Below are 22,520 nucleotides of genomic sequence, written 5' to 3'. Positions count from 1 at the left end.
ATCGTCCCTAACAGATTCGTGGTCAAACCCGATGGAGACCACGAATCTGTTAGGGACGATCCCCCCGGAGAGGGGGGCGGGGCCCGTGGGTCAGGCGGCGACAGCCTCCGCCTCGCGGCGCTGACGGGCGGCGCGGCGCTGGGCGGCGTCGTACGCGCGACGGACCTTGGGGCCGCCGGTGGTGAGCTTCTTCAGCAGGCCCAGCTGCTGGGGCAGGTTCTTCACGTTGGTCTCGGCCAGCCAGCCGTTGGGCAGCGAGAGACGGAAGACCTTGTGCCAGGCACTCGCGACCTGCTGCGGCAGCGGCGCGGAGTGGTAGTTGAGGTCGTACTTCTCGAAGAGGGCGCGAACCTTCGGGGCGACCTCGGCGTAGCGGTTGCTGGGCAGATCGGGGAAGAGGTGGTGCTCGATCTGGTGCGACAGGTTGCCGGTCATCAAGTGCATCGCCGGCGAGCCCGAGATGTTGGCCGAACCGAGCATCTGACGCAGGTACCACTCTCCGCGGGTCTCCTGCTCCGGGATCGACTTCTTCTCGAAGGTCTCCACCCCCTCGGGGAAGTGACCGCACATGATCACCGAGTTCGACCACAGGTTGCGCACCAGGTTGGCCACGAAGTTGGCGGCCAGCGTCGGCACGAAGGAGCCGGTCGGGATCGACAGGGCCGGGTGTACGACGTAGTCCTTGGTGGCCTGCTTGCGGATCTTGGCGAGCGTGTCCTTGGCCTTGCGCTTGAACTCCTCGCTGCGCTTCTCCTTGGGGACCCGCAGGTTCTTGCCGAGCTCGAGGTCGTAGGCCGCGATGCCGTACTCGAAGAAGCAGGCGTTGATGAAGGCCCACACCGGCTGGCCGAGGTGCATCGGCAGCCAGCGCTGGTCCTCGTCGACGCGCATGATGCCGTAGCCGAGGTCGTTGTCCTTACCGACGATGTTCGTGTAGGTGTGGTGCACCTGGTTGTGCGAGTGCTTCCAGCCCTCGGCGGTCGAGGCGTTGTCCCACTCCCACGTGGTCGAGTGGATCTTGGGGTCACGCATCCAGTCCCACTGGCCGTGCATGACGTTGTGGCCGATCTCCATGTTCTCCAGGATCTTGGCGACGCTCAGGCCGGCGGTGCCGACGATCCAGGCCGGCGGCAGCACACTGAAGAGCAGCACCGCGCGGCTGGCCAGCTCGAGCTTGCGCTGCGTGTCGACCACCTTGCGGATGTAGGCGGCGTCGCTCTCACCGCGGCTGTCGAGCACCTCCTGACGGATGGCGTCGAGCTCGATCCCGATCTGCTCGATGTCCTCGGGCGTCAGGTGGGCCGTCGGGTTGACCAGTTGGTTGGTGATGGTGGTCATGAGGCTTCCTTCTCTCGCGGGTCGCGCGGTCAGTGGGAGAGGTGGCAGGCACCGGCAGGTGCGCTGATGCAGGTCTGGATGGGTACGCCGCCCGGGTCGGTCTCGCCGGGCACGGCGCGGGTGATCTCGCCGTTGCGCAGGTCGCGCACGGCGCCTTCGCGCATCGGCAGGACGCAGCCCATGCAGATCCCCATCCGGCAGCCGCTGGGCATCAGCACGCCGGCGGCCTCGGCCGCGTCGAGGATCGTGGACGAGCCGTCGAGGTCGAGCTCCACCTCGGACGCCTCCAGGTGCAGCGTGCCGCCCTCGCCGGTGACCAGCGTGGCGGGCCGGAACTGCTCGGTGAAGAGCTCCAGGTCGCGGGCTTCGTGGTGGGCGGCCAACGCATCGAGCAGGCCAGCCGGGCCACAGGCGTAGGTCGTCCGCTCGGCGAGGTCGGGGACGACCTCCTCGAGCCGCTGCACGTCGAGCACACCGTGCACGTCGTCGTAGCGGGCAACGAGGTGGATCGCACCCGCGGCATGCAGCTCGCGGAGGTTGCTGATGAAGATCGAGTCCGGTTCGCTCGGCGCCACATGCACGACGGTGATGTCGAGCGGGCGGCCGAGGCCGACCACGCCGGAGTCGGTGACCGGGAAGAGGTTGCGCAGCATGCCGATGACCGGAGTGACGCCGGAGCCGGCGGTCACGAAGAGGAACTTCCGGTCCGCGGTGAGCGGCGGCAGCACGAAGTCACCGGTCGCCTGCTCCAGGTGGACCAGCGTGCCCGGGCGCGCCTGGTGCACGAGGTGGTTGCTCACCACCCCGTCCGGCACCGCCTTGACAGTGATCGAGATGAGGCCGTCGACGCGGGGGCCGTGCGTGAGCGAGTACGCGCGCCACTGGCGAACACCGTCGACGTCGACACCGATCCGCAGGTACTGGCCGGGTACGTGGCCGGCCCAGTCGGCGCCGGGCTTGATCTCGATCGTGGCGGCGTCCGCGGTCTCCGGGCGTACGGCGACAATGCGGCCACGCAGGTCCGCACCGGAGCGGAGCGGGGCGAAGAGGTCGAGATAGTCCGCGGGCAGCAGCGGAGTGGTGGCTGCTTCGACGGCTCGGACCAGGGCGTCGCGGACGCGGGTGCCGCGATGGGCGGCCGCGCGGGACCGGGCGCCGGACGGTGCGATCGTGCTCATGTCTCCATGGTGCTCGTTCGCCGGTGTGAACTCATGACCTTGATCGCGTGAATCCCCGGTACTCTTTTGTTCGCCACGAGTGAAGATCGGGCACAAGGAGGACAGCATGGCGAAGCAGACGGCCCTGCGGCTGCCGGATCCGGTGGTCGCCGCGATGCGCGCCGAGCTGGCCACCGCCGCGGAGCGGGTCGTCGACACGGTCATTCGCGAGGTGCCCTCCTACTCCGAGCCTTTCCGCGGCCGGATGGGCCGCAACATCGAGACCGCCGTGGCGCTGGCGCTGGGCGGGTTCCTCGACATGGCCTCCACCCGTGCCGGCGTCGGCCCGGGCAGCCGGGTCGAGTCGGTCTTCGAGGCGGCCTACGCGTTGGGCCGCGGGGAGGCCCGCAGCGGCCGTTCGATGGATGCGCTGGCGGCCGCCTACCGGGTGGGCGCCCGCACTGCCTGGCACGAGCTGAGTGTCACCGCCGTCGAGGCGGGGCTGGGCGCCGCGGAGCTGGCCCAGTTCGCGGAGTTCGTCTTCGACTACATCGACCAGCTCTCAGCAGCCAGCGTCTCCGGCCACGCCGACGAGCTCTCCACCTCGGGTCGCGTACGGGAGCGGCACCTCGAGCGGCTCGCGGACGGGATCCTGGCCGGTCTCGACCCGGAGCTCCTCCTCGGCCTGGCCGAACGGGCGGACTGGATCCCTCCTGCCACCCTCACCGCCGTACTCACCCCGGAGTCGGTCAGCGGCACCGTGCGGACGCTCGTCGACGCCCGCACCCTGCGCGCCTCCTCCGAGGCGCCCGGCTTGGAGGACCGGTCCGACCTCGCCGTGCTGCTGGTGCCCGACCTGTCCGAGCGCGCACGACGCAGCCTGGTGCAGGCGCTGGCCGACCGCGAGGCCGTCGTCGGGCCGAGCCGGAGCTGGGCGGGTGCGGTGTCGTCGTACCGCCGGGCACTACGGGCCCTGCAACTGCGCACGCCAGGCGGACCGGTCGACTCGGCCGATCTGCTGGTCCCCCTCGTCGTCACTGCGGACGCGGACGCTCTGGCCGACCTGCGTCACCGAGTACTCGCCCCCATGGCCGGGCTGCGCCCCTCGACGGTGGAGAAGCTGGTCGAGACGCTGCGCGCCTGGCTGTTGCACCAAGGACGCCGCGACGACATCGCCGCCGCCCTCTTCGTGCACCCGCAGACGATCCGCTACCGCGTCGGCCGCCTGCGCGAGCTGTACGGCGAGCGTCTCGCCGACCCGCAGTTCGTCGCGGAGGCGACCATCGCCCTGGCACTCGGCACCGAGCCCCACTGACTTGGAAAGTGCGTAACTACGTTTTAACGTAGATGCGTGGCTAGTGAACTGGACGAGCTCCGCGACGGACTCCGGCTGCTCGGCGACCGGGTCGACGCCCTGGAAGCAGCCGCGACCACCTCCCGTCCCGCGGCACCCGCCGGGCCCGCCGTACACCGGGACGACGATGCGTTCTGGGCCCTCAACGGGCTGACGGTCCGGCTTCCAGATCACCCGGCGACCGTCGACGGCGCGGTGCTGCTGGTCGGCCAATTGACGCTCCCGACCGGCGAGCCGGTGTCGTGGCAGCAGGCAACCGGGACCGCTGGCCTCCTCGACTCGGACTGGGGGGATCGCGCAGCCGCATTCGCCGCTCTGGGCCACCCGGTTCGCCTCGAACTCCTGCGCCACGTCCTCTCCGGCACCCGCGCCACTGCGCGGCTCTCCGAGATGGATTCGCTGGGCACCACCGGGCAACTGCATCACCACCTCCGACAGCTCCTCGCCGCCGGATGGCTGCACCAGACCGGCCGCGGGAGCTACGACGTGCCGCCGGCCCGCGTCGTACCGCTGCTGGCGTGCCTCAGCGGAGCCGCTCGATGAAGCACGCCCTGCTCTCGGCCTACCGCTGCCGGGGACCGCTCTACTACGTCGCCGCGACCGTCCTGATCGGATACGCCGTCGTCGGTCACCACCTGGGCGGCGACATCGCGGCAATCGCCAGGGTCGCCGTGGCCGTCGCCCTCGGCGTCGCCGTGGCCTGCGTCGCTCTCACGCTGATCGGCCCTCGGCTGCTCCCGAAGCACCAACCCCGCCTCGTCCTACCACCGGTGCGGGGCAGATGGCTAGCGCTCAACAGTCCGGCCACGAAGGTGCCGAGCCACGGCGTGCGCGCCTATGGGCAGGCCTATGCGATCGATCTCTGCCACGACCCGGTCGACCGGGAGCGACCCCAGTTCGGCGGGACGGCTCTGCGCCGATCCGACGCCTACCCGGGCTTCGGGGAGCCGGTGTATGCGATGGTCGACGGGGTCGTCGTGCGGGTCGTCGCCGGTCTGCGCGACCACCGGGCGCGCTCCAACCTGCTCGGCATCGCGCTGATGATGCTTGAGGGTGTGGTCCGCGAGATCGGCGGCCCCCGCTTCATCCTCGGCAACCACGTGGTGATGGAGACGGAGGACGGCGCCTTCGCGGCCACTGCTCACCTGCAGCGCCAATCCGTGACGGTCCGCGTCGGCGACCGGGTCCGAGCCGGCGAGATGATCGGTCGTTGCGGCAACTCCGGCAACAGCAGCGAGCCGCACGTGCATGCCCAGCTCATGGATCGCGCCTCCCCGTGGACCGGGCAGGGTCTGCCCATCTCCTTTGCCGCGATCCGCGTGGGCGATCGGGCTGAGTCGATCGACGGCGTACCGGCCAACCAAGAACACCTGGACACTACGGCCACGCCGTCGTGACCGGCTCGGCTCAGTGGAGTTCGGCGGCGTCCGTGTCGGTCGAGTCGTCGTCCCCCGCAAGCGGCAGGAAGACGGACTGCTGGCGCTGCCGCGGCGGCGCGACCGACTCCGGCCCGAGCAGGCGGGCCCGGACCGGAGCGGTCAGGACCCCCAGCGGCGCGGTCAGCACATAGACATAGGCGACGACGAGCGCCGTACCCGCTGGGACGAGCACCAGCCCGAGCAGCACCGCCAGCCCGGTGAGCGCGGTGATCACCCGGGCCTCCCGGGTCCGTGGCGTGATCAGGTCGCGGAAGGAGCGGAACCGGATGGTGCTGACCATGAGCCACGCCGGGACCAGGCTGATCAGCACCGGGATCAGGATCGCGGGCCCGACCCGCACGTCCGGCCCGGCGACGTCGGGGCTGTCGAGCGCGAAGACGGTCGCCATCACGACCGCGGCGGCGGCCGGAGAGGGCAGCCCGATGAAGTAGCGCTTGTCGTCGGTCGGATCGATGGTGAAGTTGAAGCGCGCGAGCCGGAAGCCCGCGCAGGCGAGCCAGAGGAACGCCGCGACCCACGCCACGACCGGCCACTCCGGCAACACCCAGGTATAGACCAGGAAAGCGGGCGCCAGGCCGAAGGAGACCAGGTCGGCCAGGGAGTCGAGCTGGACTCCGAACGGGGAGGTCGCGCCCACCAGCCGAGCTACGGCGCCGTCGGCGATGTCCATGATGATCGCCACGGCGATGAGCACGGCGGCGAACTGGAAGTGCCCGTTCGTGGCCAGCAGGACCGAGGAGAAGCCGCACGCCATGTTGGCGGTGGTGAAGAGGCTCGGCGCGGTCACCCGCAGCTGCTCACGGGCGCTCAGCTGGCGCAGCGAGACGACCTCGGCGCCGGAGTGGGACTCCAGGCGCCACCTGGCGAAGCGGCGCCGACGGGTCGGGGCGCTCACGCTCAGCTCTGTCCGGCCCCGGGCCAGCGACCGAGCACGGTCTCGCCGGCCACCACCCGATCACCTTCGCGCACGGACAGCTCGACCTCGGGCGGAAGGAAGATGTCCATCCGGGAGCCGAACTTCATCAGGCCGATCCGCTCGCCGCTGGCGAGCTCGTCGCCGGCCTTGATCCGGGTGACCACCCGCCGGGCCACCAGGCCGACGATCTGCCGGAAGATGTAGCGCCGCTGCTCGCCGCGCACGGTCCGGGTCATCGTGATCTCGCTGCGCTCGTTCTCGAAGGCGCTCTCGAACTTGTAGGCCGCCAGCCAACGGCCCGGTCGGTATTCCACCGACTCCACGGTGCCCCCGTACGGAGCCCGGTTGATGTGCACGTCGAAGACCGAGAGAAAAATGCTGATCTGCTGCCAGTCGCCCTCGGGAGCGACCTCCGGCTGCCCTGGGCCGGCGTGCATCACCTTGCCGTCGGCGGGCGAGAGCACGGTGTCCTCGTCGACCGGCCTCTCGTCGACGCTCCGGTGGGGGTCCCGGAAGAAGGCGACCAGGCCGACCGGGAGTGCCGCCAGCAGTGCCGCCGTACGCCGCCGTCCGGCGAGCAGGGCGATCGCGCTGGGGACGGCCCCGATCACGGCAGGCAGCACTGCCTCGCGGTCGATGGTGGTCTTGCCCGGCACTCCGGCTCCTCACGACAGACAGGGCCAGGTGCCCCGAATCCAGCGACAACCTACCGTCCGCCGGCGCCTCGCCGGGAAACGTCCGCGAGCTGGCTCGGCGCCGTACCCCGTGGGACGTCCTGCCTGGCGGCTACTCCAGCGACCTCCTCGCAGGACCTCCCGCGCAGCGTCCTACCTCCTGGTCGTTCCGACCACCGGACGGCAGGACGCTGCGAGGAGATCAGATCTGTACGGCGGCGCCGGAGTCGATCAGCACGTCGACGTCGGCGATGCCCCAGGCGGCGAGCGCCTCCCGGGTATGGGCGCCGGCACCGGGCGCAGGCGGGTGGGAGAGCGTCGCACCGGTGCGCGAGAAGCGCGGGGCCGGCTGCGGCTGGACGACGCCGTGGTGCTCGATGAAGACCTCGCGCGCCTTCATGTGCGGGTGATCGACGGCCTTGCTGATCGGGATGATCCCGGCCACGCAGGCGTCGGTGCCCTCGAAGATCTCGACCCACTCCGCCTGCGTCTTGGTCTTGAACGTCGACGCGATGAGATCGGCGAGCGCGGCGTAGCTGGCCGGGTCGTAACGGTCCGGGGCGCTCTCCTTGATGCCGAGCAGCTCGACGAAGACCTCGTAGAACTGCGGCTCGAGGGCACCGACCGACATGTGCTCGCCGTCGGAGGTCTCGTAGATGTCGTAGTACGGCGTCCCTCCGTCGAGCAGGTTGCTGGCGCGCTGCTCGTTGAAACCGCCGCCGGCGAGGAAGGCGGCGGTCATCGCGTTGAGCGAGGCGGTGCCATCGACGATGGCGGCGTCGACCACCTGCCCCTGCCCGGAGACCTTGGCCTCGAGCAGCGCGGCGAGGATGCCGATGACGAGATAGGTGGAGCCGCCGCCGAAGTCGCCGACCAGGTTGCCGGGAAACTGCGGCTTCTCCTTGACCTGCCCGAGTCCGTGCAGGGTGCCGGTGATGGCGATGTAGTTCATGTCGTGGCCTGCCACCTGGGCGAAGGGGCCCGTCTGGCCCCAGCCGGTCATCCGCGCGTAGACGAGGCGCGGGTTCCGCTCGGCGCAGACGTCAGGCCCCAGCCCCATCCGCTCGGTGACGCCGGGGCGCATGCCCTCGACGAGCACGTCCGCGTCCTCGATCAGGGTGAGCACCGTCTCCACGGCGGCCGGGTCCTTGAGGTTGAGCGCGACGCTCGGACGACCCCGGTTGAGCAGGTCGTGGCTGCCGCCCGTGAGCATCTGTCCGCCCGGCCGCTCGATCCGGATCACGTCGGCGCCCAGGTCGGCCAGCATCATGCAGGCGTGCGGGCTCGGGCCGATGCCGGCGATCTCCACGACCTTCACGCCCCGCAGCGGGCCGGTTCCCTGACCAAGTTCGAACGTCATGCTGCGCATCATGACAGAGCCGCTGTCAGCGTCGACAGCACGCTCCCGATTTCGCTCGACCGGCGAGACGTGATGCCGCTCACCACCCATTGCAACTAGTTGCATAGGTAGGTCAGGCTGGCCCCATGGCCCTGGAACACGCACTCCTCGTCTCGCTCGCCGAGCGTGCCGCCTCCGGGCTCGAGCTCACCCGCCGGTTCGATGCCTCGATCGGCTTCTTCTGGCAGGCGAGCCACCAACAGATCTATCGCACGCTCAAGCGCATGGAGGCCGACGGCTGGCTCTCCAGCGAGGAGATCGCCCAACCCAAGCGCCCCGCGAAGCTCGTGTACGACGTCACCCCGGTCGGCCACGAGGAGCTGCGGCGCTGGCTCGCCGAGCCCACCCCACCGGCCCCGCAGCGCAGCGATCTCGCCGTGAAGCTGCGCGGCGCTTGGCTGGGCGACGACCGCGAGGCCCGGCTCGATGACGTGGCTGCGCACCTGGCCGACCACGTGACCCGGCGCGACCACTACCTCCGGATGTGCGAGCGCGACTACCCCGAACCGTCGGCCCTGGCCGGCGCCGACCTCGACCACTACCTGGTGCTCCGCGGCGGGATCCTGCTGGAGGAGTACTGGGTCAGCTGGCTCTCGGAGTACCTCGCCGCCTTCGGGCGAACCGGCAAGGGCCTCCCGACGAGATGACGATCCCTCGCCTTCCCGACGTCACGACCTCCCCCACTCCCCGCCGATCGGAGACCACCCGATGACCGACTACCCGCACCTCCTGGAGCCGATCCAGCTCGGCGACCTGACCCTGCGCAACCGGGTCGTCATGGGATCGATGCACACCGGGCTGGAGGACCACACCTGGCATTTCCCGCGGCTCGCGGCCTTCTTCGCCGAGCGGGCGCGCGGAGGTGTCGGCCTGATCATCACCGGCGGCTACGCGGTCAACCGACGCGGCTGGCTCAAGCCCTTCGCCGGCGAGATGCGCACCCGCCTCGACGCGATGCGCCACCGGGTCATCACCGACGCCGTGCACGACGCGGGCGGCGCGATCGCCCTGCAGGTGATCCACGCCGGCCGCTACGGCTACAGCCCGTTCAACGCCGGCGCCTCCGACATCAAGTCCCCCATCACGCCGTTCAAGCCCAAGCGGCTGAGCGCCAAGGAGATCGACGCCACCGCCGACGACTTCGCCCGCAGCATCGAGCTCGCCCGCAAGGCCGGGTACGACGCCGTGGAGGTGATGGGCTCGGAGGGCTACTTCATCAACCAGATGCTGGCGCGGCGTACGAACGACCGCACCGACGAATGGGGCGGCAGCGCGGAGAAGCGGATGCGTTTCCCGGTCGAGGTGGTCAAGCGTGCCCGGGCCCAGGTGGGGCCGGACTTCCCGATCATCTACCGCATCTCCTTGCTCGACCTGGTCGAGGACGGCCAGACCTGGGAGGAGATCGCCGAGCTCGCCCGGCGCCTGGAGGCCGCCGGCGTGACGATGTTCAACACCGGCATCGGGTGGCACGAGGCGCGCGTGCCCACGATCATCACCCAGGTCCCCCAGGGCGCGTGGCTGCCCTGGACGGAGCGACTCAAGGGGGTCGTCTCTGTCCCTGTGGCAGCGTCGAACCGGATCAACTCCCCCGGTCAGGCGGAGGAGATCATCGCCACCGGCAAGGCCGACCTGGTCTCGATGGCCCGCCCGTTCCTGGCCGACGCGGAGTTCGTCAACAAGGCGGCTGAGGGGCGGGCTGACGAGATCAACACCTGCATCGCCTGCAACCAGGCCTGCCTCGACCACACCTTCCGCAACCGCACTGCCAGCTGCCTGCTCAACCCGCGCGCCTGTCACGAGACCCAGCTGGTGCTCACCCCGACCCGGCGCAAGGCAACGGTCGCCGTCGTCGGAGCTGGGCCCGCCGGGCTCTCGGCCGCCATCTCGGCTGCCGAACGGGGTCTCGCGGTGACCCTCTTCGAAGCGGGCGACGCCATCGGCGGCCAGTTCCGCCACGCGATGGAGATCCCCGGCAAGGAGGACTTCCGGGAGTCGGTGCGCTACTGGACACGGCGACTCGAGGTCGTAGGCGTCGACGTACGGCTGAACACCCGGGTGGTCGCCACCGACCTCTCGTCGTACGACGAGGTCGTCGTGGCGACGGGCGTGCAGGGCCGCGACCTCACCATCCCCGGCGCCGACCACCCCAGCGTCGTCTCGTACGCCGACCTGCTGAGCGGGCGCGTCACCGCCGGCGAGCGCGTCGCGGTGATCGGTGCCGGTGGCGTCGGGGTCGACGTGGCGCACTACCTGACGCATGACGCCGGCGAGAAGATCGGCGACTGGTACGCCCACTGGGGCGTGGGCACCGGCGACGAGGTCGGCGGCCTGGTCGCGAAGACGCCGCGCCCGACGGTCCGCGAGGTCTACCTGCTGCAGCGCAAGACCACCCCGATCGGCATCGGACTCGGCAAGACCTCCGGCTGGGCACATCGCGCGGTGCTCAAGGACAGCGGCGTGCAGCAGATCTCCGGCGTCCGCTACGACCGGATCGACGACGCCGGCCTGCACCTCACCGTCGACGGCGTCTCGCGCGTGCTGGCCGTCGACACGATCGTGGTCTGCGCCGGACAGGAGCCGGTGCGCGAGGTCTACGACGAGCTGCTCGCCTCCACCGACACCCGGATGGGCTCCGGCCACGGGGTCCACCTCATCGGGGGTGCCGACGTGGCGGCGGAGCTGGACGCCAAGCGCGCCATCGCCCAGGGCACGAAGCTCGCCGCCGCGCTCTGACGAACCCGAAGGCCAGCACCGGCGATCCGGCTGAAACTGGCGTCTCAACGCACTGAAGCTGGCGTCTCAACGGGCTGAAGCTGGCGTCTCGTCAGAGTTGGGAGAGCCGGAACCTGACGAACGCGGGCACCAGCGCCGCGACCGCCAGGACGAGCACCACCACGAGCACCCCGCCGTAGCCGGCAGCGGCGGGTGCTCCGGTGAGCGACGCGACCCCGCCATGCAGCACGTCGGCGATGCGGGGCCCCCCGGCCACCACCACGATGAAGATGCCTTGCAGCCGCCCGCGCACCTCGTCGCTGGCCGCGCCTTGCAGCATGCTCTGCCGGAAGGCCGCCGAGACCATGTCGGCGGCACCGGCGGCCATCAACATGACCACGGCTGCCGCCAGCGCGACGCCGACGGTGCCACCGGCCAGACCTACCGCGAGCCCGAAGCCCGCGATCGCCACTCCCCACGCCACGATCGCCGCGACGACAGCGAGCCCCTGCCGGTCGATCCGCGAGACCCAACCGGAGAAGACCCCGCCGAGGACGGCCCCCGCAGGGATCGCCGCGAAGAGCAACGCGAACGCGAGGCCGCCCTCGGTCGCGCCGCCGAAGGACTCGTGCGCCATCTCCGGGAAGAGGGCGCGCGGCATGCCGAAGACCATCGCGATGATGTCGACCACGAACGAGACCATCAGCACCGGGTGCATCCGCAGATAGCGGAAGCCGTCCACCACGGAGGCGAGTCCCGGCGTACGGGTGACCCCCTCGACCGGAAGCGCCGGCAGGCGTAGCACGGCGCCGAGGGTCGCGAAGAGCGTGATCGTGTCGGCCAGGTAGAGCCAGGAGAAGCCGAGCACCGGGATCAGCGCCCCGCCGACCATCGGACCCGCGATCGCTCCCGCCATGAAGACGGTCATGTTGAGCGAGTTCGCCGCGGGCAGCTGGGCGGTCGGCAGGATCTTGGGCAGCACCGCGCTGCGGGTCGGCTGGTTCACCGCGAAGAAGGCCTGCTGCACCGCGAAGAGGGCAAGCAGCAGCCATACGTCGGAGTTGCCGAGCGCCGCCTGCAGCCAGAAGAGCGCACTCGTCCCGATCAGCCCGGCCGTGGTGATCAACAGGAGGGAGCGGCGATCCACGGCGTCCGCCAGCGCCCCACCCCAGAGCCCGAACACGACCAGTGGCACCAGGCCGAAGATGCCGGTCAACCCGACGTACGCCGAGGAGTCGGTGATCGCGTAGATCTGGGCCGGCACGGCAACCACCGTCAGCTGCGCACCGATCACGGTGAGGATGTTGGCGCGCCAGAGCCGAGCGAAGTGCTCGTTGCGCAGCGGCGTGGTGTCGGCCAGCGCGTCCCTCAGACCCACGCGGGGATGGTGTCACGCTCGACTCAGCGCACCCCAATCCGGCAGACGCCCTAGTCGGCATCGGCCTCGATTCCGCACTCGGCGCCTCGGTTGAGAGAATCGCCCGGTGCCCGACTCGCAGCCCACCGACGCCCAGCTCGACCGGATCGACCCCGACGAGCTGGCGATCGCGATCAAGGTGCTCCAGCAGATCCCGCAGCTGCATCCCGACCACGACGACGTGCGCACCATGAAGCGCGCGGCGTCGTACATGTACAAGCTGATCAAGAAGTCGCGCCGCGCCGAGATCCGCCTGGAGCGCCAGCGCCACGATCAGGAGATCATCGAGAAGACCGCGACCGGATCGGCGATGCGCATCGACGACGAGACTGCTGGCATCCCGCTGGTCTCGACCGCCGAGGGCGCGTTCGCCGGCGAGCTGATCACCGCGCGCGGCTGCTACATCTGCAAGCAGGACTTCACGCTCGTCGACGCGTTCTACCACTGGCTCTGCCCCTCGTGCGCAGCGATGTCGCACCAGAAGCGCAACCAGCGCACCGACCTCGCCGGCAAACGCGCGCTGCTCACCGGCGGCCGCGCCAAGATCGGCATGTACATCGCCCTCCGCCTGCTCCGTGACGGCGCGCACACCACCATCACCACCCGCTTCCCCAAGGACGCCGTACGCCGCTTCTCCAGCCTCGAGGACTCGGGAGACTGGCTCCACCGGCTCAAGGTCGTCGGCATCGACCTGCGCGACCCGACGCAGGTGATCTCGCTGGCCGACGACGTCGCCGCCGAGGGACCGCTCGACATCCTGATCAACAACGCCTGCCAGACCGTACGCCGCTCCCCCGGCGCCTACTCCCAGCTCGTCGAGATGGAGTCGGCTCCCCTGCTGCCATTGGAGTCCGGGCTGGAGCTGCCGGAGATGATCACCTTCGACCGGATCAGCGAGGCCCACCCGGCGGCGATCGCCGGTGCGTTGGAGCAGCACGCGGTCGCCCACCACGACGGAGAGTCGGTGGAGGCAGCCCTGGCCGCCCAGAGCGCCGCCTCGCTCACCGCGCTCGCACTCACGGCAGGGCACGCCTCGTTGGAGGCGCACTTGGCCGGCACCGCCGTCGACGCGGGCGGACTGCTGCCCGACACCCAGACCAACAACTCCTGGACCCAGGTCGTCGACGAGGTCGACCCGTTGGAGCTGCTCGAGGTGCAGTTCTGCAACTCCATCGCGCCGTTCCTGCTCGTCTCCCGGCTGCGTCCGGCAATGCGCGAGGCCGTACGCCGCGGGGCCCGGCGCGCCTACGTCGTGAACGTCTCTGCGATGGAGGGGCAGTTCTCACGTCGCTACAAGGGGCCGGGCCACCCGCACACCAACATGGCCAAAGCTGCGCTCAACATGATGACGCGGACCTCCTCGGGCGAGATGTTCGAGACCGACAACATTCTGATGACAGCCGTCGACACCGGGTGGATCACCGATGAGCGGCCGCACCAGGAGAAGCTGCGCATCGCCGCCGAGGGCTGGCACGCACCGCTCGACCTGGTCGACGGCGCGGCACGCGTCTACGACCCGATCGTCCGCGGTGAGGCGGGCGAGGATCTCTACGGCTGCTTCGTGAAGGACTACGCGCCCTCACCCTGGTGAGGGCCCGCTCCCGGCTGCTCCGGGTGTGACGAACCAGTCGAACGGGCTCCGGGAATCGACGACTCACCACCAAGTCGGCGGGTGCGCCGGAGCGCCGCCGTAGACTCCTCCACCGTGACGACCCCGCCCGAGTTGCTCCGCCTGCGCCAGAGCATCGACAACATCGACGCTGCCCTGATCCACCTGCTTGCCGAGCGGTTCCGCTGCACGCAGCAGGTCGGCGTACTGAAGGCGGAGCTGGGGCTTCCCCCGGCCGACAAGGCTCGCGAGGAGCGTCAGGTCGCACGCCTGCGGACGCTGGCGGAGAACGCCGGGCTCGACCCGGTCTTCGCGGAGAAGTTCCTCAACTTCGTCATCGCCGAGGTGATCCACCACCACGAGCGGATCGCGGAGTCCGAAAGCTCCTGATCGCCCACCTACGACGCGTCATTCGCGCTCACTCAACACGTGATTCGCGCTCACTCGGCGCGGTGGGGAGTGGCGACGGGGGTCGGCTCGCTGCGGCCGCGCAGCAGCACCGGCTGCTCCGCCTGCCAGTGCTCGGCCTCCTCGGCGTCGGCGGCCTCGACCAGGTCGTAGCGCGCCAGCGCCAGACCCGGGTACTCCTTGGCCAGGTCGGTGAGGCGAGCCGCCTCGTTCACCGGATCGCCGATCACGGTGTACTCGGAGCGGCGAGCGGCGCCGATGTTGCCAGCGACCGCCCGGCCGGCAGAGACACCGACGCCGGCGCGCAGCTCAGGCACCTCGGCTCGAAGCCGTTCGGCAAGCACGCGGGTCGCGCGGAGCGCGTGGGTCTCCATGCCGGGCACCTCGTCGGGGGCGCCCCAGACGGCGAGCGCTGCGTCGCCCTCGAACTTGTTGATCCAGCCGTGGTGTGACTCGACCACATCGATCACGACGGCGAAGAACCGGTTGAGCAGGTCGACGACCTGGGTCGGGTCGCGCCGCTCCGCGATCGTGGTGGAACCGATGATGTCGACGAACAGCACCGCCACGTGCCTGCTCTCGCCGCCGAGCGACACCCCGCGCGCGAGTGCGTTGCGGGCGACATCCTCACCGACGTGGCGGCCGAAGAGCTCACGGATCTCCTCGCGCTCGGCCAGACCGGCAGCCATCCGGTTGAAGCCGGCCTGCAGGTGCCCGATCTCGGTTGCGTCGTAGATCGGGATGGTGACGTCGTAGTCACCCTTCTCGATCCGCTGCACTCCCTGACGCAGACCGCGCAGCGGGTCGGCGCTCGCCTTGGCACCGAGGAACGCGGCCAGCCCCCCGACCCCGAGGCCGATGCAGCCGAGCACCAGCATCGTGACCGCCAGGCTCCGGACCGAGGCGTCCTGGTCGTCGACGAGGGCGAAGAGCCCGACCAGCACGGAGCCGAGCAGGACCACGCCGGACCCCAGGCCCCAGCTCGACATCGCCCGCCAGACCGAGCTCCGCGGCCGGGGCAGGGCGGCGTTCCCCTCCAGCGCTTGCCGGGCGAAGCTGCGCAGCACCCGCTCCGCGGCCAGGTAGGCGAAGGCCGAGGTCGACCACCCGGCCAGCGCCACGATCAACAGCACGTCGACGCCGAGCCGGATGCTCACCGTCGCGTTCAGCGCACCGAAAGCGATCGCGGCGAGCGTCCAGGCGGACCCGTGCCAGATCGCCATCCGACGCGGCGCACGCAAGACCGTTCGCCGGCCCCGATGCTCGGGGTCTGCCCCCGCCCGGATCCACTGCACCATCGGCGTGAGCGACACGTTGAGCAAGACGATGCCGGCCGTCACGGCGGTGCCTACATAGATCGCCGCCCCGATCAGGTTGGCGATGCGGAGCCGGAACTCGTCGTCCACGTCGGGGATCGGCACCACCCACGCGGCCAGGCAGTAGACCAGCACCGTGCCGAGCAGGTTGATCACCACGATGCCGACGCTCATCGCGAGTCGGGCGCGCCACGAACGGAAGCGCGTCGGTCGTCCTGCCACGGCGCAACAGTAGTGGCAGCACTCCTGGCACGGCGTCCTACGCTCGTGATGTGCGTTCCCTCGTCACCGCCCTGGTGCTCCTGTGCCTGCTGGCCGCCTGCTCGACCGGCAGCACCCCCGGCGGTACGCCGTCACCCGCCTCCCCCACCACTCCACCGAGCACGCAAGGAACGACGGCCCCCACCTCACCGTCGTCCGGCAGCGACGAGCAGAGTGACGACGTACCTGCTCCGGGGACCGTGCCTCCGGCCTGGCTGGGCACCCGGGTGCTGCCGGAGGGGGCGACCGTCTTGACCACGCCGCCGGCCCTCCGACAGCGGCGCTTCACTCTGCCCGACAGCCTGCCGATGCTGCCCGGCACCGGGTTCCGCTCCAAGGTCGTCGACCCCGCACCGGCGGAGGTGATCGCCCGTTCCACGTGGAACCGAGCCTGCCCGGTGCGCGCCGAACAGCTCGCCTGGGTGCGGGTGACGTTCTGGGGCTTCGACGACGTCCGTCATACCGGGGAGCTGCTGGTCAACTCGAGCGTCGCCGACGAGGTGGTGCAGGTCTTCGGCGACCTGTGGAAGGCGCACTTCCCGATGGAGCAGATGGCGATCACCACGGTGGCCGAGCGGGACGCCGCACCGACCGGCGACGGCAACGACACCGGGGCCTTCAACTGCCGGCCCGTGACCGGCGGCTCCTCCTACAGCGAGCACGCCTACGGGTTGGCGATCGACCTCAACCCGTTCCAGAATCCGTATGAGAAGGGCCAGGTCGTGCTCCCCGAGTTGGCCCGCTCCTACCTCGACCGCAACGACGTCCGCCCGGGCATGATCACCGCGGACGGCCCCGTCGTGCGGGCCTTCGCCCGGATCGGCTGGGGCTGGGGCGGGAGCTGGCGCACGCTGAAGGACTACCAGCACTTCTCCGCCAACAACCGCTGACGGACCGGCGCTCGATGGAGCGTCAGGGCTGTCGCGGCGCAAGAACAGAGCCCGTTCACTCCATCGAGCCACCCGAGCCCTGTGGATGAGCGGAGGCGGCGGGGCGGCGGTTGCGCCAGTCTCGTCCTATGTCCTCGTCAATGGTCCCGGGGCCGGGTTGGCACCGCATCCATCCGCCACCGAGAATCGGACGGCCTCGGCTCACCCTGCCTCGGCACATCGACCCGGCAGGACGCACCGGGCCCACCAGGGGCGCTGCGCGCGGACCGCACTGGCGAGCCATCGGCCACGGTCTTTTCGTGCCGACGAACGCGTGTGCCGATCAGCCGGGCCAGCGGATCCTGGAGGCCGCGACCCGGGTCGGCGGGGACGCCGGCGTGACGGGTTGGGCGAGCCTGCACCTGGCCGGGGCGCGCTGGTTCGAGGGCGCAACCGCCGACGGCGGAGCGTTGCCGGTGCAGATACGAATCGGTCCAGCACGACGCCTGTCTCCTCGGCCGGGTGTCCTCCTCGATCGCTGTCACACCTTTCCCGACGAGATCGTCGTACGACACGGCGTACGTTGCCTGAACATCCATCGGTCACTCTTCGACGAGGTCCTGCGTCGTGGCAACGTCCGCGACGGCGCCGCAGCAATCGACATGGTGTTGTTCGCGGAGCTGACCACGTCGGAACGGTTCGAGGCCTGGCTGGCCTCCGTGCCACGCACGCCGGGCCTTCCTCTCGTCCGGCAGGCCTTCGCTCTGAGCATGGCTGGCGCAGAGTCCCCTCCAGAGACGGCGATGCGTCTGGCTTGGCTGCTGGACGCGGAGCTACCGACGCCGATGTGCAACGTACCCGTCCACGACCTCAGCGGGCGCTTTCTGGGGCGGCCCGATCTGATCTGTCCGGAGGTGGGGGTTGCTGCCGAGTACGAGGGCGCACACCACTTCGGTGCACGCGCCCGCAGTCGCGACCTCACCCGCGAGGGCGGTCTGCGCAATCACGGGCTCGAGGTGGTCTCGGTCGTCGGCGGAGAGCTCGCTCGACGCGAGCTCGTGGCGCAGCGCTTCCGCGATGCGGTGGGGCGTGCTGCCAACGCACAGGTCGAGCAGAGATGGGAGCTGCATGGACCCAACGGGCCCGCGCCCGACCTCGCCGAACGCTTCCGTATCCGCCTCGGGCTGCTGAGCAGTGCTCGGCGGACGAGGGTCCTGGCGGACGCACCCACCGTGGTAGCTCGCCACGATGGAGCGTGAGGGCTGCTCTCGTCCCGAATCTCAGCCTGTTCACTCCATCGAAGCGCGACACCACCACGCCTCAGCCGCAGCCTCGGGTCATGGGGCAGAGCGTGAGCCCAAGCCTTCCCTGCACCGAGCGCCGCTCGCCGTCGCGCTCATAAGTCACCGTTCCCTCGGTCCAGGTCATCGGCCCGGCCCCGCGGATCTCGACGACGAAGACCAGACCGACCTCTTCGCTGGGCCGCACCACGTACCCGTCGATCGGACGGGTGTAGGGACGGAGCTCCTCATCGGGCCACCAGGCTCCGCCCGGACCGAAGCCCGCGTTCCCGAGGTCGAAGACGAGTGTCTCCCGCAGCAGTCCCTGCTGGGGCGGTACGTCGCCAACGAAGCTTGCGGAGCGCAGCGTGATCGATCGATCGCCGTCGTTGCGCAGCACGCCGCCGAACCCGAAGTCGTGGCCCGGTCTGCTCTGTCCCGTCAGCGAGCCGGAGCCGAACCAGCTCACGCCATCCGAGCCGTCCCCATCCCCTGCCTGGAAGAGCACCAACAGCACCAGCGCCACCAAACCGGCCAAGCCACCGCGCAGAATCATGGCTCCCTTCAGGCGCCGGTCGGGTCGTCGGCGACCAGCTTCTCGAGCCGCGCGAGAAGGGCGTCGCGGCGGTGCGCGTTGCCGGGCAGGTCGGCGTACCGCGTGCCGTGGACGGCGAGGAGCGCGTCATCGAGTCGGCGTACGGCGCCTGGCGGGTACTTGTAGCCCATCCGGGCGGCGATGGCGGCGTCGTCGATGGTGGTGATCAGGCCGCGGAGCTGGTCGAGCGAGGTGATGCCCAGCTCCGCCAACAGCCCGGCCATCCAGTCGTAGTGGTCGGTGCGCGACCAGCCCGCCTCGAGGTAGCGGGAGCCGAGGAAGGTGGCCAACGCCATGGCATCCATGCGTTCCGCAGGCTCTGCGGCGGCCCCGGGCTCCGCACCGATCGCGGGCTGCGTCAGGTCACCACGCAGCCGGTCGCGGATCATCGAGAACTCGCGGTCGGCGAGCTCGAGCAGCCCAGCGGCCAGAGTGAAGCGGCGGTCGAGGTCGGTGGCGTGCTCCTCGGGGACCTGGCCCTTGTAGCGGATGTCGTGCTCGAACTCGGCCCATGCGTGCTGGAGCACGGTCCGCAGCTGCACGGAGGCCGGCTGTCCCCCGAGCTGCTCGAGCATGACCATCGTGGCGTGCTCCGGGTCCGGGCTGAGCAGCAGATGCCTGCTCGAATAGCCGAAACGCCCCTGACTGGCCGTCACCTGGCCGAGGTCGCGGTCGTCGAGCACCGTGAACGTCGCGGCCAGCAGATCGGCGACCGCGGCGACGTCGCTGTGCACGTACGTGATCACGCGAACGCCGATCTGGTCGGTGATCTGGGTGAGCGGATCGTCATAGACACGTACGCCGTCGACCTCCTGTGAGGATTTGGCGGCGAAGGAGGAGACCGTCTTGGTGCGCCCGGTGACCGAGAGGTAGTTGATGCCCGCCTCGTCGAGCAGCGAGCGCACGTGCTCGATCCAGTGGCCGGTCGCGACCTTCAACTCGTCCTGGCGGGCGGCGTACTTCTGCACGGCCTCGGTCAGGGGTGGCGTGCGCTGCATGCTCCTACCTTGTCAGAACGGTCGTGCTCAGAGCAGCGGGGCGACGACCGCGGTCGCCTCCCGTTCCTCGTCGCGGGCGATCTCCGGGCTGAAGCCATGCTCCCGGAAGAGATCGGTCAGCGCGCCGGCCTGTCGTGCCGCGCACTCCAGCAGGACCTGACCGCCCGGTGCGAGCCATCGCGGGGCCTCGGCGAGGATCCGTCGGTGGAGGTCGAGACCGTCGGAGCCCCCGTCCAGGGCGGCACGCTCCTCGTAGATCCGCGCCTCACGGGGCATCAGGGACACCTCGTCGCTCGGCACGTACGGCGGGCTGGCCACCACCACGTCGACCCGACGGCGGAGCAGCCGCGGCAGTCCGCCGTACAGATCCCCGCGATGGGCATGGCCGTCACGCAGATTCCGCTCCGCGCAGGCCACTGCCGCGGGATGGCTGTCGACGGCGTGCACGACCGCCTCCTGCTCGGCTGCGAGTACGGCGGCAGCCACGGGCGCGGCCCCGCTGCAGAGCTCCACGATCACCGAACCGGGCCGGGCCCGCTCGACGGCCAGCTCCGCGAGATGCTCGGTCCGCCGCCTGGGGACGAAGACACCCGGCGTCACGAGGAGGGTCATGCCCGCGAAGCGCACCCGTCCGACCACGTGCTCCAACGGCTCCCCGGCGACACGTCGGGCGACGAGCCGACGCAGCAGGGAGGCAGCGACCTCACCGGTGCGGACGGCCTGGTCGAGCGCGGCTCTGCGGAGCTGCTCGGCCTCCTCCTCGGCCCACACGCAACCCGCTGAGCGCAGGGCAGCCACCACGTCGTCCATCCGCGTCAGTGTGGCATGGGTCATAGTCGGTGCCCGACTTGTGCGGTGCTGTTGTCGAAAATCGACGTTCTTGGCCTGGTGAGCGACCACCACTCCGCGTTGCCGCGGGCGAGGCGGAGCGCTACGGAGAGGTGAGGAACTCGCGCAGCAGGGGGCCGGCGGTGCTGGAGCCGGAGGCGCCCGTCTCCACGAAGACGGCGACCGCGAGGCGCGGCTGCTGGGCGACCATCCACACGTGGGTGGGCAGCGCGCCGGAGGCGTCGGGGGTGCCGTACTCGGCAGTGCCCGTCTTGGCACCCAGGTCGCCCAGCCCGCCGAGGAACCGGCCGGATCCCTCGGTGACGACCGCTCGCATCAGGCCACGCAGGGCGGCTGCCTCGGCCTTGGTCAGCGGCACCTCCGGGGCGACCGGCTCGACGCGGTGACCGACGACGAGGCGAGGCAGCACCGTGTGGCCGGCTCGCACCGAGGCCGCCACCGTGGCCATCGCCATCGGCGAGGCCAGCACCTTGCCCTGACCGATCAGGTCGGCCGCCTTCTCGGTCTCGCCCTCCGGAGCGGGCACTTGGCCGAAGTAGGCAGGAAAGCCGAGATCGTGGTCGACCCCGAGGCCGAGCGCAGCAGCCGCCTGCGTGAGCGCCTTGTCGTCGAGCTTGTCGACCAGGGAGATGAAGGCGGTGTTGCACGACTGTGCCACCGCCTCGCGCAGGGTGATCCGGCCGAGCGAGGAGGCCGGATAGTCGTCGTAGTTCTTGAAGGTCTTGCCGTCGACGACGGTCGTGGCCGGGCAGTCCACCACCGACTCCGGCGTGAGGCCGGCGCGGAGCAGGGCAAGCGCGGTGACGACCTTCATCGTCGAGCCCGGCGCGTAGCGGCCGTAGGTCGCGGTGTTGTTGCCGTCGCCGCCCGGCCCGCTGGCAGCCGCCAGCAGATCGCCGGTGCTCGGATCGACGGCGACGATCGCACTGGCGGGGCCGACGTCGGCCAGCACCCGCTCGGCACGCTCCTGGAGATCGACGTCGAGGGTCAGCTCCAGCGGCTCTCCCTGGGCGGGATCGGACTCGTGGAGAACCCGTTCCCGCTCGCCCTCGCCTGCGGTGACCCGCACACCCGGAGTGCCACGGAGCTGGGCGTCGTACCGCGCCTGCAGGCCGCTGAGTCCGACCACGTCGCCGGCGCTCAGGGCTCCGTCGGACTTCTCGATCAGCTCGGCCGTCGCCTCGCCTACCGAGCCCAGCAGCGGAGCCGCGAACTCCTTGGTCGGCGCCAGAGGACGCGTCGTGCCGAGGCTCACCGCACCCGGGACCTTCGCAAAGGCGGCCGGGATCCGCTCCTTGGCGTCTTCGGCCCGCAGCACGATCGCCTCGACGAACGCCTTGTCGCCAGAGGCGACCGCACGCTTCACGTAGGGGCCGGGTGTGACGCCGGCCAGCTCGGCGATCCGGCGCGCACTCGTGCGGGTCTCTCCCTTGTCGATCTTCGACTTGTCGAGACCGAGCCGCACGACGTCGCGTTCGGTGACGATGCGCTGGCCGCTGCGCCCGATGACGTCCGCGCGCCGCGGCTGTGTGGTGCGCAGCGTGAGCGTCTCGCCCTCCCGCAGGGACGGCTCCACCAGCGCCGGATCCCAGCGGACCCGCCAGTCGTCGCCACTCTCCACCAGCTCGGCCTTGGTCGTGTAGTGCCAGGAGTCGCGCCCGAGCTCCCACTCCCAGCTGAGCTCCGCGGTCGCCACGTCGTCCTCCTGCTCGACGCCGGCGACCCGCACTCGCACGGGCACGTCGAGGTCGCCCACGATCTCGGCGTAGGCACCGGCGTCGCCCTCGAAGGGGACCTCCGCGAGGTTGCCTGCGGTGAGCCCTTCGGCCAGCCGGTCGGCGACCGGACCGGGGTCGCTGGAGTCGCTGCAGGCGGTCACCGCGACGCAGACGAGAAGGAGCAGAGCTGAGGCCCGAGCGAACATGTCCC

Annotated in this window: 20 protein-coding genes; 9 read left to right on the top strand and 11 right to left on the bottom strand. The window is 70.5% G+C overall.

Going from position 1 to position 22,520, the window contains the following annotated elements; genetic code table 11:
* Positions 1–90 precede the first annotated feature (90 nt).
* Both DNK54_RS12840 and DNK54_RS12835 read right to left on the bottom strand, forming a co-directional pair.
* The gene (locus tag DNK54_RS12840; protein WP_110207355.1) at positions 91–1,338 is read right to left on the bottom strand and encodes a fatty acid desaturase family protein; all 1,248 of its coding nucleotides are present in this window, start codon (positions 1,336–1,338) and stop codon (positions 91–93) included.
* A 29-nt stretch (positions 1,339–1,367) separates the two neighbouring features.
* Complete coding sequence (locus DNK54_RS12835; RefSeq protein ID WP_110207354.1) at positions 1,368–2,516, bottom strand: ferredoxin reductase; 1,149 nt, start codon at positions 2,514–2,516, stop codon at positions 1,368–1,370.
* Positions 2,517–2,622: 106 nt separating this feature from the next.
* Between DNK54_RS12835 and DNK54_RS12830 the strand changes: the two genes are divergently transcribed.
* From DNK54_RS12830 to DNK54_RS12820, 3 genes are read left to right on the top strand one after another with little or no spacing between them, the layout of a single operon-like run.
* Positions 2,623–3,810 (top strand): PucR family transcriptional regulator, encoded by a 1,188-nt coding sequence (locus tag DNK54_RS12830; RefSeq protein WP_110207353.1) that lies wholly within the window; start codon positions 2,623–2,625, stop codon positions 3,808–3,810.
* Positions 3,811–3,846: 36 nt separating this feature from the next.
* Complete coding sequence (locus tag DNK54_RS12825; protein ID WP_110207352.1) at positions 3,847–4,392, top strand: ArsR/SmtB family transcription factor; 546 nt, start codon at positions 3,847–3,849, stop codon at positions 4,390–4,392.
* Positions 4,389–5,246 (top strand): M23 family metallopeptidase, encoded by an 858-nt coding sequence (locus tag DNK54_RS12820; protein ID WP_110207351.1) that lies wholly within the window; start codon positions 4,389–4,391, stop codon positions 5,244–5,246. The genes DNK54_RS12825 and DNK54_RS12820 overlap by 4 nt, the downstream gene beginning before the upstream one ends.
* Before the next feature lie 10 nt (positions 5,247–5,256).
* Here DNK54_RS12820 and pssA read toward each other — a convergent pair whose 3' ends face one another.
* The 3 genes from pssA to DNK54_RS12805 all read right to left on the bottom strand — a co-directional run bounded on the left by pssA (position 5,257) and on the right by DNK54_RS12805 (position 8,238).
* The gene (pssA, locus tag DNK54_RS12815) at positions 5,257–6,183 is read right to left on the bottom strand and encodes a CDP-diacylglycerol--serine O-phosphatidyltransferase (protein ID WP_204164580.1); all 927 of its coding nucleotides are present in this window, start codon (positions 6,181–6,183) and stop codon (positions 5,257–5,259) included.
* A gap of 2 nt (positions 6,184–6,185) precedes the next feature.
* Entirely contained in the window at positions 6,186–6,860 is a 675-nt protein-coding gene (locus DNK54_RS12810) for a phosphatidylserine decarboxylase (protein WP_110207349.1), read from the bottom strand.
* Positions 6,861–7,080: 220 nt separating this feature from the next.
* Entirely contained in the window at positions 7,081–8,238 is a 1,158-nt protein-coding gene (locus tag DNK54_RS12805; protein WP_110207521.1) for a CaiB/BaiF CoA transferase family protein, read from the bottom strand.
* 125 nt (positions 8,239–8,363) lie between these two features.
* Here DNK54_RS12805 and DNK54_RS12800 point away from each other — a divergent pair, with 125 nt between their 5' ends.
* Both DNK54_RS12800 and DNK54_RS12795 read left to right on the top strand, forming a co-directional pair.
* The gene (locus DNK54_RS12800; protein ID WP_110207348.1) at positions 8,364–8,924 is read left to right on the top strand and encodes a PadR family transcriptional regulator; all 561 of its coding nucleotides are present in this window, start codon (positions 8,364–8,366) and stop codon (positions 8,922–8,924) included.
* Positions 8,925–8,985: 61 nt separating this feature from the next.
* Positions 8,986–11,010 (top strand): NADPH-dependent 2,4-dienoyl-CoA reductase, encoded by a 2,025-nt coding sequence (locus DNK54_RS12795; protein WP_110207347.1) that lies wholly within the window; start codon positions 8,986–8,988, stop codon positions 11,008–11,010.
* A gap of 91 nt (positions 11,011–11,101) precedes the next feature.
* Here DNK54_RS12795 and DNK54_RS12790 read toward each other — a convergent pair whose 3' ends face one another.
* Positions 11,102–12,367 carry an MFS transporter gene (locus DNK54_RS12790; RefSeq protein WP_204164579.1) on the bottom strand — a complete coding sequence of 422 codons (1,266 nt, stop codon included), beginning with the start codon at positions 12,365–12,367 and terminating at the stop codon, positions 11,102–11,104.
* Positions 12,368–12,473: 106 nt separating this feature from the next.
* Here DNK54_RS12790 and DNK54_RS12785 point away from each other — a divergent pair, with 106 nt between their 5' ends.
* Positions 12,474–13,997: an SDR family NAD(P)-dependent oxidoreductase gene (locus tag DNK54_RS12785; RefSeq protein ID WP_204164578.1), complete on the top strand. Its 1,524-nt coding sequence runs from the start codon at positions 12,474–12,476 to the stop codon at positions 13,995–13,997.
* Positions 13,998–14,111: 114 nt separating this feature from the next.
* Positions 14,112–14,405 carry a chorismate mutase gene (locus DNK54_RS12780; RefSeq protein WP_204164577.1) on the top strand — a complete coding sequence of 98 codons (294 nt, stop codon included), beginning with the start codon at positions 14,112–14,114 and terminating at the stop codon, positions 14,403–14,405.
* Positions 14,406–14,455: 50 nt separating this feature from the next.
* On the opposite strand, the gene DNK54_RS12775 is transcribed toward DNK54_RS12780, so the two are convergent.
* The gene (locus tag DNK54_RS12775) at positions 14,456–15,961 is read right to left on the bottom strand and encodes an adenylate/guanylate cyclase domain-containing protein (protein ID WP_110207345.1); all 1,506 of its coding nucleotides are present in this window, start codon (positions 15,959–15,961) and stop codon (positions 14,456–14,458) included.
* Positions 15,962–16,011: 50 nt separating this feature from the next.
* Between DNK54_RS12775 and DNK54_RS12770 the strand changes: the two genes are divergently transcribed.
* Entirely contained in the window at positions 16,012–16,890 is an 879-nt protein-coding gene (locus DNK54_RS12770; protein ID WP_239460068.1) for a M15 family metallopeptidase, read from the top strand.
* A 299-nt stretch (positions 16,891–17,189) separates the two neighbouring features.
* Entirely contained in the window at positions 17,190–18,128 is a 939-nt protein-coding gene (locus tag DNK54_RS12765) for a hypothetical protein (protein WP_110207344.1), read from the top strand.
* Between the two features lie 61 nt (positions 18,129–18,189).
* Here the strand turns inward: DNK54_RS12765 and DNK54_RS12760 are convergent, their stop codons facing one another.
* From DNK54_RS12760 to DNK54_RS12745, 4 genes are all read right to left on the bottom strand, one after another.
* Positions 18,190–18,705, bottom strand: a complete 516-nt coding sequence (locus tag DNK54_RS12760) for a hypothetical protein (protein ID WP_110207343.1) — start codon at positions 18,703–18,705, stop codon at positions 18,190–18,192.
* An 8-nt stretch (positions 18,706–18,713) separates the two neighbouring features.
* Positions 18,714–19,742 carry a GTP pyrophosphokinase gene (locus tag DNK54_RS12755; RefSeq protein ID WP_110207342.1) on the bottom strand — a complete coding sequence of 343 codons (1,029 nt, stop codon included), beginning with the start codon at positions 19,740–19,742 and terminating at the stop codon, positions 18,714–18,716.
* A gap of 27 nt (positions 19,743–19,769) precedes the next feature.
* A complete protein-coding gene (locus tag DNK54_RS12750; protein WP_204164576.1) occupies positions 19,770–20,552 on the bottom strand; it encodes a putative protein N(5)-glutamine methyltransferase in 783 nt (260 codons plus the stop codon).
* Between the two features lie 121 nt (positions 20,553–20,673).
* Positions 20,674–22,515 carry a penicillin-binding transpeptidase domain-containing protein gene (locus DNK54_RS12745; RefSeq protein ID WP_110207340.1) on the bottom strand — a complete coding sequence of 614 codons (1,842 nt, stop codon included), beginning with the start codon at positions 22,513–22,515 and terminating at the stop codon, positions 20,674–20,676.
* Positions 22,516–22,520: the final 5 nt, after the last annotated feature.

It is taken from the genome of Nocardioides daejeonensis, assembly GCF_003194585.1.
In the GTDB taxonomy this organism is placed as follows: domain Bacteria; phylum Actinomycetota; class Actinomycetes; order Propionibacteriales; family Nocardioidaceae; genus Nocardioides; species Nocardioides daejeonensis.
Note: the sequence above shows the minus strand (reverse complement) of the source record. Positions and strands in the feature narration are given on the sequence as shown.